This is a genomic window from Pseudomonas sp. PDM20, from assembly GCF_014852575.3.
Lineage (GTDB): Bacteria > Pseudomonadota > Gammaproteobacteria > Pseudomonadales > Pseudomonadaceae > Pseudomonas.
On the sequence record NZ_CM181224.1, the window covers coordinates 6,447,001 to 6,463,659 of the forward strand.

Annotated in this window: 14 protein-coding genes; 8 read left to right on the forward strand and 6 right to left on the reverse strand. The window is 66.3% G+C overall.

Features of this window, described 5'->3' with window-relative positions; translation table 11 throughout:
• Window positions 1–105 precede the first annotated feature (105 nt).
• Window positions 106–2,154 carry an elongation factor G gene (gene fusA, locus IB261_RS29655; RefSeq protein ID WP_081519126.1) on the reverse strand — a complete coding sequence of 683 codons (2,049 nt, stop codon included), beginning with the start codon at window positions 2,152–2,154 and terminating at the stop codon, window positions 106–108.
• Window positions 2,155–3,066: 912 nt separating this feature from the next.
• Here fusA and IB261_RS29660 point away from each other — a divergent pair.
• A complete protein-coding gene (locus IB261_RS29660; RefSeq protein ID WP_192383552.1) occupies window positions 3,067–3,384 on the forward strand; it encodes a heavy metal-binding domain-containing protein in 318 nt (105 codons plus the stop codon).
• Window positions 3,385–3,671: 287 nt separating this feature from the next.
• Here IB261_RS29660 and IB261_RS29665 read toward each other — a convergent pair whose 3' ends face one another.
• The 4 genes from IB261_RS29665 to IB261_RS29680 all read right to left on the reverse strand — a co-directional run bounded on the left by IB261_RS29665 (window position 3,672) and on the right by IB261_RS29680 (window position 6,609).
• Window positions 3,672–4,715 carry a threonine aldolase family protein gene (locus IB261_RS29665; RefSeq protein ID WP_081519125.1) on the reverse strand — a complete coding sequence of 348 codons (1,044 nt, stop codon included), beginning with the start codon at window positions 4,713–4,715 and terminating at the stop codon, window positions 3,672–3,674.
• Window positions 4,716–4,790: 75 nt separating this feature from the next.
• Window positions 4,791–5,216: a hypothetical protein gene (locus tag IB261_RS29670; protein ID WP_192383551.1), complete on the reverse strand. Its 426-nt coding sequence runs from the start codon at window positions 5,214–5,216 to the stop codon at window positions 4,791–4,793.
• 119 nt (window positions 5,217–5,335) lie between these two features.
• Window positions 5,336–6,016: a hypothetical protein gene (locus tag IB261_RS29675; RefSeq protein WP_081519123.1), complete on the reverse strand. Its 681-nt coding sequence runs from the start codon at window positions 6,014–6,016 to the stop codon at window positions 5,336–5,338.
• 65 nt (window positions 6,017–6,081) lie between these two features.
• Window positions 6,082–6,609 (reverse strand): hypothetical protein, encoded by a 528-nt coding sequence (locus IB261_RS29680; RefSeq protein WP_081519122.1) that lies wholly within the window; start codon window positions 6,607–6,609, stop codon window positions 6,082–6,084.
• A 241-nt stretch (window positions 6,610–6,850) separates the two neighbouring features.
• On the opposite strand from IB261_RS29680, the gene glyA reads away from it, so the two are divergent.
• From glyA to fdhA, 7 genes are all read left to right on the forward strand, one after another.
• Window positions 6,851–8,104 (forward strand): serine hydroxymethyltransferase, encoded by a 1,254-nt coding sequence (gene glyA / locus IB261_RS29685; protein ID WP_081519121.1) that lies wholly within the window; start codon window positions 6,851–6,853, stop codon window positions 8,102–8,104.
• Window positions 8,105–8,218: 114 nt separating this feature from the next.
• Window positions 8,219–9,469 (forward strand): sarcosine oxidase subunit beta, encoded by a 1,251-nt coding sequence (locus IB261_RS29690; RefSeq protein ID WP_081519120.1) that lies wholly within the window; start codon window positions 8,219–8,221, stop codon window positions 9,467–9,469.
• 13 nt (window positions 9,470–9,482) lie between these two features.
• The gene (locus tag IB261_RS29695) at window positions 9,483–9,809 is read left to right on the forward strand and encodes a sarcosine oxidase subunit delta (protein ID WP_081519119.1); all 327 of its coding nucleotides are present in this window, start codon (window positions 9,483–9,485) and stop codon (window positions 9,807–9,809) included.
• Window positions 9,809–12,829 (forward strand): sarcosine oxidase subunit alpha, encoded by a 3,021-nt coding sequence (locus IB261_RS29700; RefSeq protein ID WP_192383550.1) that lies wholly within the window; start codon window positions 9,809–9,811, stop codon window positions 12,827–12,829. The genes IB261_RS29695 and IB261_RS29700 overlap by 1 nt, the downstream gene beginning before the upstream one ends.
• 74 nt (window positions 12,830–12,903) lie before the next feature.
• Window positions 12,904–13,539: a sarcosine oxidase subunit gamma gene (locus IB261_RS29705; RefSeq protein WP_192383549.1), complete on the forward strand. Its 636-nt coding sequence runs from the start codon at window positions 12,904–12,906 to the stop codon at window positions 13,537–13,539.
• A 55-nt stretch (window positions 13,540–13,594) separates the two neighbouring features.
• Window positions 13,595–14,452 carry a formyltetrahydrofolate deformylase gene (locus IB261_RS29710; RefSeq protein WP_192383548.1) on the forward strand — a complete coding sequence of 286 codons (858 nt, stop codon included), beginning with the start codon at window positions 13,595–13,597 and terminating at the stop codon, window positions 14,450–14,452.
• Between the two features lie 225 nt (window positions 14,453–14,677).
• The gene (fdhA, locus tag IB261_RS29715; protein WP_081519115.1) at window positions 14,678–15,877 is read left to right on the forward strand and encodes a formaldehyde dehydrogenase, glutathione-independent; all 1,200 of its coding nucleotides are present in this window, start codon (window positions 14,678–14,680) and stop codon (window positions 15,875–15,877) included.
• Window positions 15,878–16,172: 295 nt separating this feature from the next.
• On the opposite strand, the gene IB261_RS29720 is transcribed toward fdhA, so the two are convergent.
• Entirely contained in the window at window positions 16,173–16,580 is a 408-nt protein-coding gene (locus tag IB261_RS29720; RefSeq protein WP_192383547.1) for a lysozyme inhibitor LprI family protein, read from the reverse strand.
• Window positions 16,581–16,659: the final 79 nt, after the last annotated feature.

The following is a 16,659-nucleotide window of genomic DNA, read 5'->3' on the forward strand; positions in this document are numbered from 1 at the left end:
TGCCACGTGGCTTTCACCTTTCCCGCAGACACGCCGGACAGTCGCGCGCCAAGGCCCAACCACGGGCCTTTTCGGGCAGCGGCTGCGACAACTATCCACATTCGCTCAGTCTTCTTCCGGGACGGCCTTGTAGCCACTCGACAGGCGCTGCTGCACGTCCTGTGGGACGGCGCTGTAATGGCTGGAAGAAAGGCTGTAGAGCCCCTGGCCGGCGGTGATGGATTTCAACCGGTTGGCGTAGCCGTCCAGCTCCGCCAGCGGCACCTGCCCGCGCACCAGCGCGACGCTCGCCGACAGCGACTCGGTGCCCAGTACCTGGCCCCGGCGGCCGGTGAGGTCGGCGGTGATGTCGCCCAGGTGGGTATCCGGCGTGGTCACCTCGATCTGCATCACCGGCTCCAGCACGATGCCGCCGGCATTGCGCAGCGCATCGAGCATGGCCTTGCGCCCGGCGGCCTGGAAGGCGATGTCCTTGGAATCCACCGAGTGGCTCTTGCCGTCGAACACCGTGACCTTCACGTCCTCCACCGGGAAACCAGCCAGCGGCCCGGCCGCCAGCGCCGAGCGCACGCCCTTCTCCACCGAGGGAATGAAGTTGCCGGGAATCACCCCGCCCTTGATCGCGTCGACGAAGGCGAAGCCTTCGCCGCGCGGCATTGGCTCAATGCGCAAGTAGACCTCGCCGAACTGCCCCGCCCCGCCAGTCTGCTTCTTGTGCCGGCTGTGGCCTTCGGCGCTGCGGGTCGCCGTTTCGCGGTAAGGCACGCTGGGCGCGCGGGTCTGCACTTCCAGCTTGTACTGCCCGGCCATGCGCTCGAGCAGATAGCGCAGGTGCAGCTCGCCCATGCCGCGCAGCACGGTTTCCTGGGTGGAGGCGTTGTAATCCAGGCGCACGCAGGGGTCTTCGGCTTGCAGGCGCTGGAGGATTTCCGCCAGGCGCTGTTCGTCGCCGCGGCGGCTCGCCTCGATGGCCAGGCCCTGCATGGGTGTGGGGAAATCCAGGGGCTTGAGGTGGATGTGGTCCTCGTCGTGGGAATCGTGCAGCACCACGTCGTACTCCAGTTCGTCGACCTTGCTCAGCGCGCCGAAGTCACCGGGGATCAGCCACGGCGCCTCTTCGTGCTTCTTTCCCTGCAGGCGCAACAGATGGCCGACCTTGAACGGCTTGCGTCCATCGCCGGCGAACAACTGCATCTCCCGGCGGATCGTGCCCTGGTGCACGCGGAACACCGCGAGGCGGCCGACGAAGGGGTCGATCACCACCTTGAACACATGGGCCAGCACGTGGGCGGCCGGGTCGGGGCTGGCCTTAACCGGGTGCTCGGTGCCCTTGTCATCGGTGCGCAGGAACAGCGGCGGATTGCCCTCGGTGGGATTCGGCGCGAGGCGCGCGAGGATGTTCGCCAGCTCCGGCACGCCGGCGCCGGTGCGGGCGGAGACAAAGCACAGCGGAATCAGGTGTCCTTCACGCAGGGCGCGCTCGAAGGGTTCGTGCAGCGCCTCGGGCGCTACCTCGCCCTCCTCCAGGTAATGCGCCATCAACGCCTCGTCGACCTCCACCACCTGGTCCACCAGCGCCTGGTGCGCCTCGGCCACCGAGGAGAAATCCGCCTCGCCGTCGGGATTGAAGAAACAATCCACAACCCGTGCTCCGCCCTCGGCAGGCAGGTTGATGGGCAGTACCTCCTTGCCGAACGACTCGCGCAAACCCGCCAGCAGGCCCGGCAGGTCGATGCGCTCGGCGTCGATCTTGTTCACCACCAGCATCCGACACAGCCCGCGCTCGCCGGCCCAATCCATCATGCGGCGGGTGCTCAGTTCGATGCCGTTCTGCGCATTGACCACCACCAGCGCGGTTTCCACCGCTGCCAGAGCCGGCAGTGCATGGCCGATGAAGTCGGGATAACCGGGCGTATCGATCAGGCGGACCTGCGCGCCCTCGTGCTCGAAGTGCACCAGGGCAGCGGCCAGCGAGTGGTGGTATTCGCGTTCCAGCGGGTCGGAGTCGCACAGCGTGTCGCCGCGCTCCAGCGAGCCCATGCTGGGAATGGCGCCGCTGTGCTGCAGCAGCGCTTCGGCAAGCAGGGTCTTGCCGCTGTCGCCGTGGCCGACCAGGGCCACGGTGCGGATCTGTTCCACCGAGTAACTGGACATGCTGAATCTCCCGCCCCCAGGGTGAGTGAAGTATAGGCAGCGGGCCCTGCGCCCCTGGACAAATATTGATCAGCCCGGCGCAAACCAGAAACAACGGGCTTTACAGCGTTTCATCCACAACCCGCCCACAAGTTCCCGGCAGAACGCTGCACAGCCAATGTGGAAAACCCGCCGGAACATTCGCTGAAAGCCAGTAACGGCGCGGCTTTCGCCAATTGATCAAAAAACGTACTAAGCAGACTGGGCCGCGCCGTGCGTGGCTTGCAGCGATCTGGGTACAGGTTGTCCACACCTTCTGCGAGATTCGCCCCACAGGCACTGTGGAAAGTTTCACGCAGCCCGCATCACTGGGGAAAAGTCGCCGTGGATCAGTCGCTTGCATCCTTCGCTGATCAATCTTTGAACAACCCTTTGGAAGCCCCGCTGCCCGTGGCGCCGACGATGTTTTCCACAGGAGGCACACAAGTGGGTCAACACAAACCGGGGATAGCGGTGGAAGGATCGTGCACAGGAATTTCGTCGCAATCGATACACAGGCCCGCAAGTGATTGAAAACACGCGACTGATCAGAAAACAGCCAGCTTCAGGGAAGCCCCGTACCATCGGCTCCGCAGCCACTGCCCAACAGTTTTTCCACAGGTTGGGCAAGCTTGCCTCCACAGCGGCTGTGGAGATCTCCACACCTCACCCGGACACCCCTGAAAGCCACGAATGACGGCACTTCTCTGAAATTCTGCGACGATTTTCGGTCATTCATGAAAGTGCCATGCCGCTGTCATTTTCCACCCCTTTATCCACAGCTTTATCACAAGGTTTCCCCCGGATTTCCGCCAAATGCTGAAACACAGCCGGCGCGGCCTTCGGTGGGGTGCGGGGCTATGCTGGATTTCCCCCAGCAGAGGAGCCAATCCCATGATCCTGACCACCACGCCCACCATCGAGGGCAAGACCATCCAGGAATACCGCGGCATCGTGGTCGGCGAGGCGATCCTCGGCGCGAACGTGTTCCGCGATCTGTTCGCCGGCCTGCGCGACATCATTGGCGGCCGCTCCGGGGCGTACGAGAAGGAACTGGGCAGGGCGCGGGAGATCGCCTTCGAGGAGCTGCAGGAGCGCGCGCAGGAGCTGGGCGCCAATGCCGTGGTCGGCATCGACCTGGATTACGAGGTCGTGGGGCAGAACGGCAGCATGCTGATGGTCAGCGTGAGCGGTACGGCGGTGCGGGTATAAGCGGCGGTCTCACGCCCTACGCGTCCGATAAATCCGTGCCAGGGCTTCCCCCCTCACCCCAGCCCTCTCCCTCAGGGAGAGGGAGCAGTCCGTGCCGGCTGAAAGCTCGGTTCCATCCTGCTCCGAACAGTCCCCTCTCCCCCTGGGAGAGGGTGAGGGGGGCACACTTGATCAAACTTTGATCACATCAGCGCAAGCCACACCAACCGCGCCTTGCAGGCATTCATCCACAGGTTGGGGACAGGTTGCGCGAGCAACCGTCCCCAGCGCCTGGGGACAACTCAGGCTCAGGCGCCCATCACCCTACGAATGTCGGCCGCCAGCTCCTCGACGCGGGCGATCTCGGTATCCCACGAGCACATGAAGCGCGCGCCGCCGGCGCCGATGAAGGTGTAGAAGCGCCAACCCAGCTGGCGCAGGGCTTCCAGGGCAGGCTCGGACATCTGCAGGAACACGCCGTTGGCTTCCACCGGGAACATAAGCTGTACACCCGGCACGTCGGCGACGCGCTCGGCCAGCAGTTGTGCACAGCGGTTGGCGTGGCTGGCGTAGTGCATCCAGGCGTCATCCTGCAGCACGCCGACCCAGGGCGCGGCGAGGAAGCGCATCTTCGAGGCCAGCTGGCCGGCCTGCTTGCAGCGGTAGTCGAAGCCTTCGGCCAGTTCGCGGTTGAAGAACAGGATGGCCTCGCCCACCGCCATGCCGTTCTTGGTGCCGCCGAAGCAGAGCACTTCGACGCCGGCCTTCCAGGTCAGCTCGGCCGGGGTCGCGCCAAGGAAAGCGCAGGCGTTGGAGAACCGCGCGCCATCCATGTGCAGGTGCAGGCCCAGCTCGCGGCAGGTAGCACTGAGCGCCTGCAACTCGTCCGGGCGGTAGACGGTGCCGACCTCGGTGGCTTGGGTGATGGTGACCACGCGCGCCTTCGGGTAGTGGATGTCCTGGCGCTTGAGGGCGATCTCACGGATCGCCTCCGGGGTCAGCTTGCCCTGGGCGTCGGTGCGCGCCAGCAGCAGCTTGGAGCCGTTGGAGAAGAACTCCGGCGCGCCGCACTCGTCGGTCTCGACGTGGGCGGTCTCGGCGCAGATCACGCTGTGGTAGCTCTGGCACAGCGCCGCCAGGGCCAGGGAGTTGGCCGCGGTGCCGTTGAAGGCGAAGAAGACTTCGCAGTCGGTCTCGAACAGTTCGCGGAAATAATCAGAGGCGCGGGCGGTCCACTGGTCGTCGCCGTAGGCGCGTTCGTGACCGCGGTTGGCTTCGGCCATGGCCGCCCAGGCTTCGGGGCAGATGCCGGAGTAGTTGTCACTGGCGAACTGTTGGGTGTTGTCGGTCATGGCGCTGCCTCGGAACTGCACGGAAAGTCAGTCAGCAGCGTAGCGAAATCCCCGCCTCTCGTGCACCCGCCGGTCTTACATGCGCTGGTTCACGTAGGACGTCACGAACTGCTGGGCATCCTGGGTCTCGGAGAGTCCCTGGTCGTAGCAGACCTTGCGGCCGCTGCGCTCGCCGGGGAGCATCACTTCGCCACACTCGCCACGCAGCACCAGGGCAACAGGCTCCTCCCGCCGGGAATGGAGCTTGAACAGCGACTCATCCAGCAGGCTCAGCCCATCCATCCGGTGAATGCGCATGTTCCAGGCATGATCGACGCCGCCAATGCGCACCAGAAACATGTTGGCCCGGCGAGGCCCGATCTGCTCCACCCACACCTTGACGCCGTCGGCGCCGCTGTAGGCTTTGACTTCATGGACCGGCGCCGGCATCTGCGTCGCCTGCACGGAAAGCGACAGCAGGGCCGCCAGGAATACAGGCAGGCCTCTCGTCTTGAAATTCATGGTCCTCCACCTCTTCCCGGCGTTTGGGGTAATTAACGACGCCGGGAATTTTCCTAAGAACTAGGCACGGTGGAGGATCAGAAAGTGGGACGAACCCCTGTCAGAACTCTCTTGATCGATCAGGGCAGCTTGGTCAGCGCCATCTGCTCGGAGATCGGCACGAACAGCTCGCGCAGGGACTGGGCGGTGCCGCCGTTGGGCTTGTCCGGCGAGGTCATGTTGAGCACGTAGCGGCCCTTGATCAGGCCGGTCAGGCTGGATTCTCCGGCCTTGTCGTCCGGGCCCGGCACGCTGATGGCCAGCGGGTCGCCCATGCGGGTGCTGTCGATCACCGGCAGGTACTGCTCGCCGCCGAACTGTGCGGCGGTGCCGTTCTGCAGCGCGGCCTGGCGGGCCTGGTTGAGCAGCGAGACGTTCTTGGCGGTGGTGTCGCGCAGCTTGGCCTGGGCGGCCAGGTACTGCCTGGCGGCCTCGCCCTGCTGGTCGGCGCCCGGCGCCGGCAGGCCGGTGTCGGTCAGGGTCACGACCAGATGCTGGCTGCCATCGGCCTTGCCGTAGACGATGGTGGCGTCGTCGTAGCCGCACTCGCGGGACAGGTAGGGATAGCCGTAGACGGCCTTGGTCGGCGGCAGCGCCTTCTCCAGTACATGGCCGGTGCAGCTGTCGCCCGCCGGGGTGGCCGCGGCGGCGGTGCCGGCAGCTTCGGGCGCGTCGGCCTTGGCGGGTTTGCTGTCGTCACCACAGCCCTGCAGTGTCGCGGTGAGCAGCAGGGCGGAAAGCAGAGTCAGGGAACGGTTCATGGCGTCCTCGCATTTCGTGAGGGGCGCAGTTTAGTCCCTTGGCCCAGCGGTTCCTATCGGCAGCTTCATTGCGGGGGGTTGCAGACCCAGCGCCCCTGCTTCTCGTCATAGCCGGCATCGATCACCGCCACCCCGGCGCCGCGTGCTTCCAGGCAGAAGGTCTTCATGAAGGTCGCCCGCTGGCCGTCCCCGGCACTGTCGCGCCCGCCGAGGGTGACGTTGTACAGGCCAGGCTCCAGGGCCCGTGCCGGGACTTTCTCGCGGAAGCCGGTGATGGCCTGGCCATAGGCGAAGCAGGTCTCGCTGCGCAGCGGTACACCCTGGGTCGGTTCGATGCTGGCCGACGACCAGAACGGCTCGTAAGGCTGGCGGGCGACTTCGATGGAATATACGGCCACTTGCCGTTCATCCACCTGCCGCGTGCGGTTGAAGAACAGGCCGGGCGACTTGAATGCCGCGCCGCCGAAGCACAGCGTCCGGCCCTGCACCCAGACCCGCGCGTCGCCGTCGAACAGGCGCGACATGCCCCAGGCCGACAAAGCCGGCGCCAGCAGCGCAAGGCACAGCGAACCACATAAGAAGAAGCGCTTCATCGGGCAGGGCTCCGCGGGCCGCGCCGTCCTGGCGCGGGCATGTCGCATTCTGACCAGCCGTCGCGTGCAATTCCACGCACGCGGTCGCTTTTGCGCCGTTCACGGCATGTCGCAAACGCACCTACCCGCGACGTGCGCAGGCATCTGGGCTGACGGGGCCAGTCATACCATCGCTTCCAAGGGGGCCAGCTCGCGCCCCGCACCAGCCATGGCGCCCCACCGCGCCGCAGGGAGACCAGCGATGTTCAGCAAGCAAGACCAGATCCAGGGTTATGACGACGAACTGCTCGCGGCGATGGATGCCGAGGAAGCGCGCCAGGAGGACCACCTCGAGCTGATCGCTTCGGAGAACTACACCAGCAAGCGCGTCATGCAGGCTCAGGGCAGCGGGCTGACCAACAAGTACGCCGAAGGTTATCCGGGCAAGCGTTACTACGGTGGCTGCGAGCATGTGGATAAAGTCGAGCAGCTGGCCATCGATCGCGCCAAGCAGCTGTTCGGCGCCGACTACGCCAACGTCCAGCCGCACTCGGGCTCCTCGGCCAACTCCGCCGTGTACCTGGCGCTGATCAATGCCGGCGACACCATCCTGGGCATGAGCCTGGCCCACGGCGGCCACCTGACCCACGGTGCCAAGGTGTCGTCCTCGGGCAAGCTCTACAACGCAGTGCAGTACGGCCTGAACACCGACACCGGGCTGATCGACTACGACGAAGTCGAGCGCCTGGCCGTGGAGCACAAGCCGAAGATGATCGTCGCCGGCTTCTCCGCCTACTCCAAGACCCTCGACTTCCCGCGCTTCCGCGCCATCGCCGACAAGGTCGGGGCGCTGCTGTTCGTCGACATGGCCCACGTCGCCGGCCTGGTTGCCGCCGGTCTGTACCCGAACCCGCTGCCCTACGCCGACGTGGTTACCACCACCACCCACAAGACCCTGCGCGGTCCGCGCGGCGGCCTGATCCTGGCGAAATCCAACGAAGAGATCGAGAAGAAGCTCAACTCCGCCGTCTTCCCCGGCGCCCAGGGCGGCCCGCTGATGCACGTGATCGCCGCCAAGGCGGTGTGCTTCAAGGAGGCGCTGGAGCCCGGCTTCAAGGACTACCAGGCCCAGGTGATCAGGAACGCCCAGGCCATGGCTTCGGTGTTCATCGAGCGCGGCTACGACGTGGTCTCCGGTGGCACCGACAACCACCTGATGCTGATCAGCCTGGTGAAGCAGGGCCTGACCGGCAAGGAAGCGGACGCCGCCCTGGGCCGTGTCGGCATCACGGTGAACAAGAACGCCGTGCCGAACGATCCGCAGAGCCCGTTCGTCACCTCCGGCATCCGCATCGGCACCCCGGCGGTGACTACCCGTGGCCTGAAGGAAGAACAATGCCGCGAGCTGGCCGGCTGGATCAGCGACGTGCTGGACCACCTGGGCGACGCCGACGTGGAGGCCAAGGTGGCCACCCAGGTCGCGGGCCTGTGCGCGGACTTCCCGGTCTACCGTTGAGAAATTTCAGCCGTCTGTAGGAGCGAGCTTGCTCGCGATCCCGACAACTCATTCGCGAGCAAGCTCGCTCCTACAAAGAGCAGCCACGGCGACAAGAACAATCAGGAGCACCCCATGCAACGCTACTCCGGCTTCGGCCTGTTCAAGCATTCCCTGAGCCACCACGAGAACTGGCAGCGCATGTGGCGCACGCCCACGCCCAAGCAGGTCTACGACGTGGTCATCGTCGGCGGCGGCGGGCACGGCCTGGCCACGGCCTATTACCTGGCCAAGGAGCACGGCATCACCAACGTCGCGGTGGTCGAGAAGGGCTGGCTGGGTGGCGGCAACACCGCGCGCAACACCACCATCGTGCGTTCCAACTACCTGTGGGACGAGTCGGCGCTGCTCTACGAACACGCCATGAAGCTGTGGGAAGGCCTGTCCCAGGACCTCAACTACAACGTCATGTTCTCCCAGCGCGGGGTCTACAACCTCTGCCACACCCTGCAGGACATGCGTGACGGCGAACGCCGCGTGAGCGCCAACCGCCTCAACGGCGTCGACGGCGAGCTGCTCAATGCCCAGCAGGTGGCCGAAGAGATTCCCTACCTGAACTGCACCAAAAGCGCCCGCTACCCGGTCATGGGTTCCACCGTGCAGCGTCGCGGCGGCGTGGCCCGCCACGATGCCGTGGCCTGGGGCTTCGCCCGCGCCGCCGATGCCCTCGGTGTGGACCTGATCCAGCAGACCGAAGTGATCGGCTTCCGCAAGCAGGACGGCGCCGTCATCGGCGTCGAGACCAACCGCGGCTTCATCGGCGCCAAGCGCGTCGGCGTGGTCACCGCCGGTAACTCCGGGCACATGGCCAAGCTCGCCGGCTTCCGCCTGCCGATCGAATCGCACCCGCTGCAGGCACTGGTTTCCGAGCCGCTGAAACCCATCATCGACAGCGTGATCATGTCCAACGCCGTGCACGGCTACATCAGCCAGTCGGACAAGGGCGACCTGGTCATCGGTGCCGGCATCGACGGCTACAACGGCTACGGCCAGCGCGGCTCCTACCCGGTCATCGAGCACACCCTGCAGGCCATCGTCGAGATGTTCCCGGTGCTCTCGCGCGTGCGCATGAACCGCCAGTGGGGCGGCATCGTCGACACCACCCCGGACGCCTGCCCGATCATCGGCAAGGCCCCGGTGAAGAACCTGTTCTTCAACTGCGGCTGGGGCACCGGCGGCTTCAAGGCCACCCCCGGCTCGGGCAATGTCTTCGCCGCCACCCTCGCCAAGGGCGAGCCGCATCCGCTGGCCGCGCCCTTCTCCATCGAACGCTTCCACACCGGCGCGCTGATCGACGAACACGGCGCTGCCGCCGTCGCGCACTAAGAGGGCAAAAACCATGCTGAATATCTTCTGCCCTCATTGCGGCGAGCTGCGTTCCGAAGAGGAATTCCACGCCAAGGGCCAGGCGCACATCCCGCGCCCGCTCGACCCGGCTGCCTGCACCGACGCCGAGTGGGGCGAGTACATGTTCTTCCGCGATAACCCGCGCGGCATCCACCACGAGCTGTGGGTGCACGCCGCCGGCTGCCGCCAGTACTTCAACGTCACCCGCCACACCGTGACCTACGAAATCCTGGAAACCTACAAGATCGGCGAAAAACCAAGCATCAGCGCCGAATCCGAGAAGAAATCCGCCGTCCAGCCCGCCGTGGAGAAGGCCTAATGAGCCAGATCAATCGCCTGTCCCGTGGCGGTCGCATCGACCGCAACAAGCCGCTGACCTTCAGCTTCAACGGCCAGAGCTACCAGGGCTTCGCCGGTGACACCCTGGCCGCCGCCCTGCTGGCCAACGGCGTCGACATCCTCGGCCGCAGCTTCAAGTACTCGCGCCCGCGCGGGATCGTCGCCGCCGGCGCCGAAGAGCCCAACGCCATCCTGCAGATCGGCTCGCGCGAATCCACCCAGGTGCCCAACGTGCGCGCCACCCAGCAGGCCCTGTACAGCGGCCTGGTGGCGACCGCCACCAACGGCTGGCCGAACGTGCAGAACGACCTCATGGGGATCTTCGGCAAGGTCGGCGGCAAGCTGATGCCGCCCGGCTTCTACTACAAGACCTTCATGTACCCGCAGTCCATGTGGCTGACCTACGAAAAGTACATCCGCAAGGCCGCCGGCCTGGGTCGTGCGCCCACCGAAGTGGACCCGGACAGCTACGACTGGATGAACCACCACGCCGACGTGCTGATCGTCGGCGCCGGCCCCGCCGGCCTCGCCGCAGCCCTGGCCGCCTCGCGCAGCGGTGCGCGGGTAATCCTCGCCGATGAACAGGAAGAGTTCGGCGGCAGTCTGCTCGACACCCGCGAGACCCTCGACGGCAAGCCGGCCGAGGAGTGGGTGGCCAAGGCCATCGCCGAGCTGCAAGGCAACCCGGACGTGATCCTGCTGCCGCGCTCCACGGTCAACGGCTACCACGACCACAACTTCCTCACCATTCACGAGCGCCGCACTGACCATATCGGCGAGACCGCTCCGCTGGGCCAGGTACGCATGCGCGTACACCGGGTCCGCGCCAACCGCGTGGTGCTCGCCGCCGGCGCCCACGAGCGCCCGCTGGTGTATGGCAACAACGACGTGCCGGGCAACATGCTCGCCGGCGCTGTCTCCACCTATGTCCGCCGCTATGGCGTGGCACCGGGCAAGAAACTGGTGCTGTCCACCAACAACGACTACGCCTACCGCGTCGCCCTGGACTGGCAGGAAGCCGGTCTGCAGGTGGTCGCCATCGCCGACGCCCGCCCCAATCCGCGCGGCGAATGGGTCGAGGAAGCGCGCAAGCGCGGCATGCGGGTCATCACCGGCAGCGCAGTGATCGAGGCACGCGGCAGCAAACGCGTGACCGGTGCGAAGGTCGCCTCCATCGACACCTTCCGCCACAAGGTCAATGCGCCCGGTGAGTGGCTGGACTGCGACCTCATCGCCAGCTCCGGCGGCTACAGCCCGGTGGTGCACCTGGCTTCGCACCTGGGCGGCAAGCCGGAATGGCGCGAGGACATCCTCGCCTTCGTTCCCGGCCTCGCCTTCCAGAAGCGCCTCTGCGCCGGCGCGGTGAACGGCGTGTTCCGCCTCGCCGACGCCCTGGCTGATGGCTACCAGGCCGGCAGCCAGGCCGCTGTCGACGGCGGCTTCAAGTCCGTCGAAGGCGAGCTGCCGGTGGTTGCCGAGCGCGCCGAGGACGCCACTCTCGCGCTGTTCCAGGTGCCCCACGAGAAAACCACGGCGCGGGCGCCCAAGCAGTTCGTCGACACCCAGAACGACGTCACCGCCGCCGCCATCGAACTGGCCTGCCGCGAGGGCTTCGAGTCCATCGAGCACGTCAAGCGCTACACCGCGCTGGGCTTCGGCACCGACCAGGGCAAGCTGGGCAACATCAACGGCCTGGCCATCGCCGCCCGCGCCCAGGGCAAGAGCATCGCCGACACCGGCACCACCATGTTCCGCCCGAACTACACCCCGGTGACCTTCGGCGCGGTCGCCGGCCGTCACTGCGGCCACCTGTTCGAACCGGTGCGCTTCACCGCGCTGCACGCCTGGCACGTGAAGAACGGCGCCGAGTTCGAGGACGTCGGCCAGTGGAAGCGCCCGTGGTACTTCCCCAAGCGCGGCGAAGACATGCACGCCGCCGTGGCCCGCGAGTGCCGCGCCGTGCGCGATTCGGTCGGCCTGCTGGACGCCTCGACCCTGGGCAAGATCGACATCCAGGGCCCGGACGCCCGCGAGTTCCTCAACCGCGTCTACACCAACGCCTGGACCAAGCTGGATGTGGGCAAGGCCCGCTACGGCCTGATGTGCAAGGAAGACGGCATGGTCTTCGACGATGGCGTCACCGCGTGCCTGGCGGACAACCACTTCGTCATGACCACCACCACCGGCGGCGCCGCGCGCGTCATGGAGTGGCTGGAGCTGTACCACCAGACCGAATGGCCGGAACTGAAGGTGTACTTCACCTCGGTCACCGACCACTGGGCCACCCTCACCCTGTCCGGCCCCAACAGCCGCAAGCTGCTGGCCGAAGTCACCGACATCGACCTGGACAAGGACGCCTTCCCCTTCATGACCTGGAAGGAAGGCAAGGTCGCCGGCGTGCCGGCGCGGGTGTTCCGCATCTCCTTCACCGGCGAGCTGTCGTACGAGGTGAACATCCAGGCCAACTACGCCATGGGTGTGCTGGAGGCCATCGTCGCCGCCGGCGCCAAGTACAACCTGACGCCATACGGCACCGAGACCATGCACGTCCTGCGCGCCGAGAAGGGCTTCATCATCGTCGGCCAGGACACCGATGCCTCGGTCACCCCGGACGACCTGAACATGGGTTGGGCGGTGGGTCGCACCAAGCCGTTCTCCTGGATCGGCTGGCGCGGCATGAACCGCGCCGACTGCCAGCGCGAAGACCGCAAGCAGCTGGTTGGTCTCAAGCCCACCAACCCGATGGACCTGCTGCCCGAGGGCGCGCAACTGCTGTTCACCCCGCAGCACAGCATCCCCGCGACCATGGTCGGCCACGTCACCTCCAGCTACATGAGCAGCAGCCTGGGCTACAGCTTTGCCCTGGCGGTGGTGAAGGGCGGCATCAAGCGCCTGGGCGAGAAGGTCTATGCCCCGCTGGCGGACGGCCGGGTGATCGAGGCGGAAATCTGCAGCTCGGTGTTCTACGACCCGAAAGGCGAACGGCAGAACGTGGATTGATCCCTCGCGCCCGCTCCCCACACGGAGCGGGCTGACCGATTTCCAGGCGCAACGCGCCCCAAGGTGAACAGAACATGAGCAAAGCCAACCTCTACCAGCAACGCCCCGAAGACGGCATCCAGGCCGAGTCGCCCCTGCACCACGCCGAGCTGGACAAGCTCGCCGCGCGCAAGGTGGCCAACGCCGGCGTGACCCTGCGCGAGAAGAAGTTCCTCGGCCACCTGACCCTGCGTGGCGATGCCCACGACCCGGCCTTCGCCGGCGGCGTGCACAAGGCCCTGGGCCTGGAGCTGCCGGTGGCCCTGGGCCTGGTGGCCAAGGGCGAAACCTCGCTGCAGTGGCTCGGCCCGGACGAGTGGCTGCTGATCGTCCCCGGCGGCGAGGAGTTCGCCGTCGAACAGCGCCTGCGCGACGCGCTGGGCGAAGAACTGCACTACTCGGTGATCAACGTCAGCGGCGGGCAGACCCTGCTGGAGCTCGAAGGCGCGAAGGTCCGCGAAGTGCTGATGAAGTCCACCGGCTACGACGTGCACCCGAGCAACTTCCCGGTGGGCAAGGCTATCGGCACGAACTTCGCCAAGTCCCAGCTGGTGATCCGCCATACCGGCGAGCACACCTGGGAGCTGGTGGTGCGCCGCAGCTTCTCCGACTACTTCTGGCTGTGGCTGCAGGACGCCTGCGCCGAGTACGGCCTGCAGGTAGCGGCGTAACAGGCGTCGATTCCCCCTGCCGCACCGGCGGGGGGAAATCCTTCGGAGTCAGACCATGAGCCGCACCCCCGAAACCTGGATCCTTACCGCCGACAGCCCGAGCCTGCTGGGCACGGTGGACGTGGTCACGCGCTACCTGTTCGAACAGAGCTGCTACGTCACCGAGCACCACTCCTTCGACGACCGCCTGGCGCAGCGCTTCTTCATCCGCATCGAGTTCCGCGCCGGCGACGGCTTCGACGAAGCGGCCTTCCGCGCCGGCCTCGCCGACCGCGTTTCGCCCTTCCAGATGAATGTCGAACTGACCCCGCCGGGCTACCGCAGCAAGGTGGTGATCATGGTCTCCAAGGCCGACCACTGCCTGAACGACCTGCTCTACCGCCAGCGCATCGGCCAGTTGCCGATGGACGTGGTGGCGGTGGTCTCCAACCACCCGGACCTGGAACCGCTGGCGCGCTGGCACGACATCCCCTACCACCACTTCGCCCTCGACCCCAACGACAAGGGAGCGCAGGAGGCGAAGGTCTGGCAGGTGATCGAGGAAACCGGCGCCGAACTGGTGATCCTCGCCCGCTACATGCAGGTGCTGTCCCCCGAGCTGTGCCGCCGCCTGGACGGCTGGGCGATCAACATCCACCACTCGCTGCTGCCCGGTTTCAAGGGCGCCAAGCCCTACCACCAGGCCTACCAGAAGGGTGTGAAGCTGGTCGGCGCCACCGCCCACTACATCAACAACGACCTCGACGAGGGCCCGATCATCGCCCAGGGCGTCGAGCCCGTGGACCACTCCCACTACCCCGAGGACCTGATCGCCAAGGGCCGCGACGTGGAGTGCCTGACCCTGGCGAAAGCCGTGGGCTACCACATCGAGAAACGCGTCTTCCTGAACGCCAACCGGACGGTGGTGCTGTAGGAGCCGCCATGACACCCGAACGGCGGATGGATGGAGCTCATCCGCCCTACGTTCCGACCTGGACTGTGGCGTTCGCGATAAAGCGCCCTCTCCCAAGCACCGAGCAACACCGACAGATCACCGGCTGCCAATCCCCGGCCCTGTCGCGCAACACACGACATCCCAGTGCAGAACCGCGAGCCGCGAGGCCCGCCTTTGTACCCACAAACACAATGAGGAATGCGTATGTCTGGCAATCGTGGTGTGGTTTATCTCGGCCCGGGCAAGGTCGAAGTTCAGAACATCCCCTATCCGAAGATGCAGGACCCGCAGGGCAAGCAGATCGACCACGGGGTGATCCTGCGCGTCGTTTCCACCAACATCTGCGGCTCCGACCAGCACATGGTCCGTGGCCGTACCACAGCGCCCGAAGGCCTGGTGCTGGGCCACGAAATCACCGGCGAGGTGGTGGAGATCGGCCGTGGCGTGGAAACCATGAAGATCGGCGACCTGGTCTCGGTGCCGTTCAACGTCGCCTGCGGCCACTGCCGCACCTGCAAGGAGCAGCACACCGGCGTCTGCCTGACGGTCAACCCGTCCCGCGCTGGCGGCGCCTATGGCTACGTCGACATGGGTGGCTGGGTCGGTGGCCAGGCCGAGTACGTGATGGTTCCCTACGCTGACTTCAACCTGCTGCGCCTGCCCAACCGCGACGCGGCGATGGAGAAGATCCGCGACCTGACCTGTCTCTCCGACATCCTCCCCACCGGCTACCACGGTGCGGTGACGGCGGGCGTCGGTCCGGGCAGCACCGTGTACATCGCCGGCGCCGGTCCGGTCGGTCTCGCCGCCGCCGCTTCGGCCCGCCTGCTGGGCGCGGCCGTGGTAATCGTCGGTGACGTCAACCCGACCCGCCTGGCCCACGCCAAGGCCCAGGGCTTCGAGATCGCCGACCTGTCCAAGGACACTCCGCTGCACGAGCAGATCGCCGATCTGCTGGGCGAGCCGGAAGTGGACTGCGCGGTCGATGCGGTGGGCTTCGAGGCCCGTGGCCATGGGCATTCGGGATCGCAGCACGAGGCTCCGGCCACCGTGCTGAACTCGCTGATGGGGGTGGTGCGGGTCGCCGGCAAGATCGGCATTCCGGGCCTCTACGTCACCGAAGACCCGGGCGCGGTGGACGCGGCCGCCAAGCAGGGCTCGCTGAGCATCCGCTTCGGTCTGGGCTGGGCCAAGTCGCACAGTTTCCACACCGGCCAGACCCCGGTGATGAAGTACAACCGCCAGCTGATGCAGGCGATCATGTGGGACCGCATCAAGATCGCCGACGTCGTCGGGGTGGAAGTCATCACCCTCGACCAGGCGCCCAAGGGCTATGGCGAGTTCGATGCCGGCGTGCCGAAGAAATTCGTCATCGACCCGCACAGCCTGTTCAGCGCAGCCTGACAGCGCAGCTTAACCCCCGGCCGCGACTCCACTTCCGCGGCCGTCTCTCCAGGGGAGCCGCAAGGCTCCCTTTTTTTCTGCCCGCAGGTTAGAGCCCGTTCCTGCCAGATATTCCTCCGCTCAGGTCGACCCTCACCCTAACCCTCTCCCAAAGGGAGAGGGGACCGTGCGGTGGAGGATGAAACCGCAGCTTCAGCCGGCACGGTCTGCTCCCTCTCCCTGAGGGAGAGGGCTGGGGTGAGGGGGACGCGCAAACACGAAGCTACCCGGGGAAGAACCGTTGCTCCTGCAAGTATCAGGGCTTGGGCGCAGGGCAGTTGAAGTCGCCTTCCTGGCAGTCGGACAGCATCTGCAATTCCTTGATGCGGTTGTCGGTCATGGCCTTCAGGCAATTGCTGTAGGCCATGGGGTAGCCCGAACCACCCTTGGCGCCGGCCGTCTCGAACTGGCAGCTGAGATCGCGGTAGTTCAGCCAGGCCTTCTGCGCGGCGGTCAGGGCCTTCCTCTGTCCGGCATCCAGGCGCTGGCGGTACTGCCCGTAGAGGTCGTTGAGGCGCTTGTCGCTGGCCTTGTAGGCGGCGCCGGTGCAAGCGTTGATCTCGGCCTGGGTCTGGGCGTCGGCGCAGTCGGCGGCGGCCTGGGCGGCCGCGGAGAACACCAGCTGGCTGGCGGGCAGGAGCAAGAGGAAGGACAGGGACTTCATGGGACGCGATCCGTTGTTTTGGATGGAACCCCCACTCTAGCCGCTTCGGTCATGATCCGGCCAAGCGGCGGATAACGCT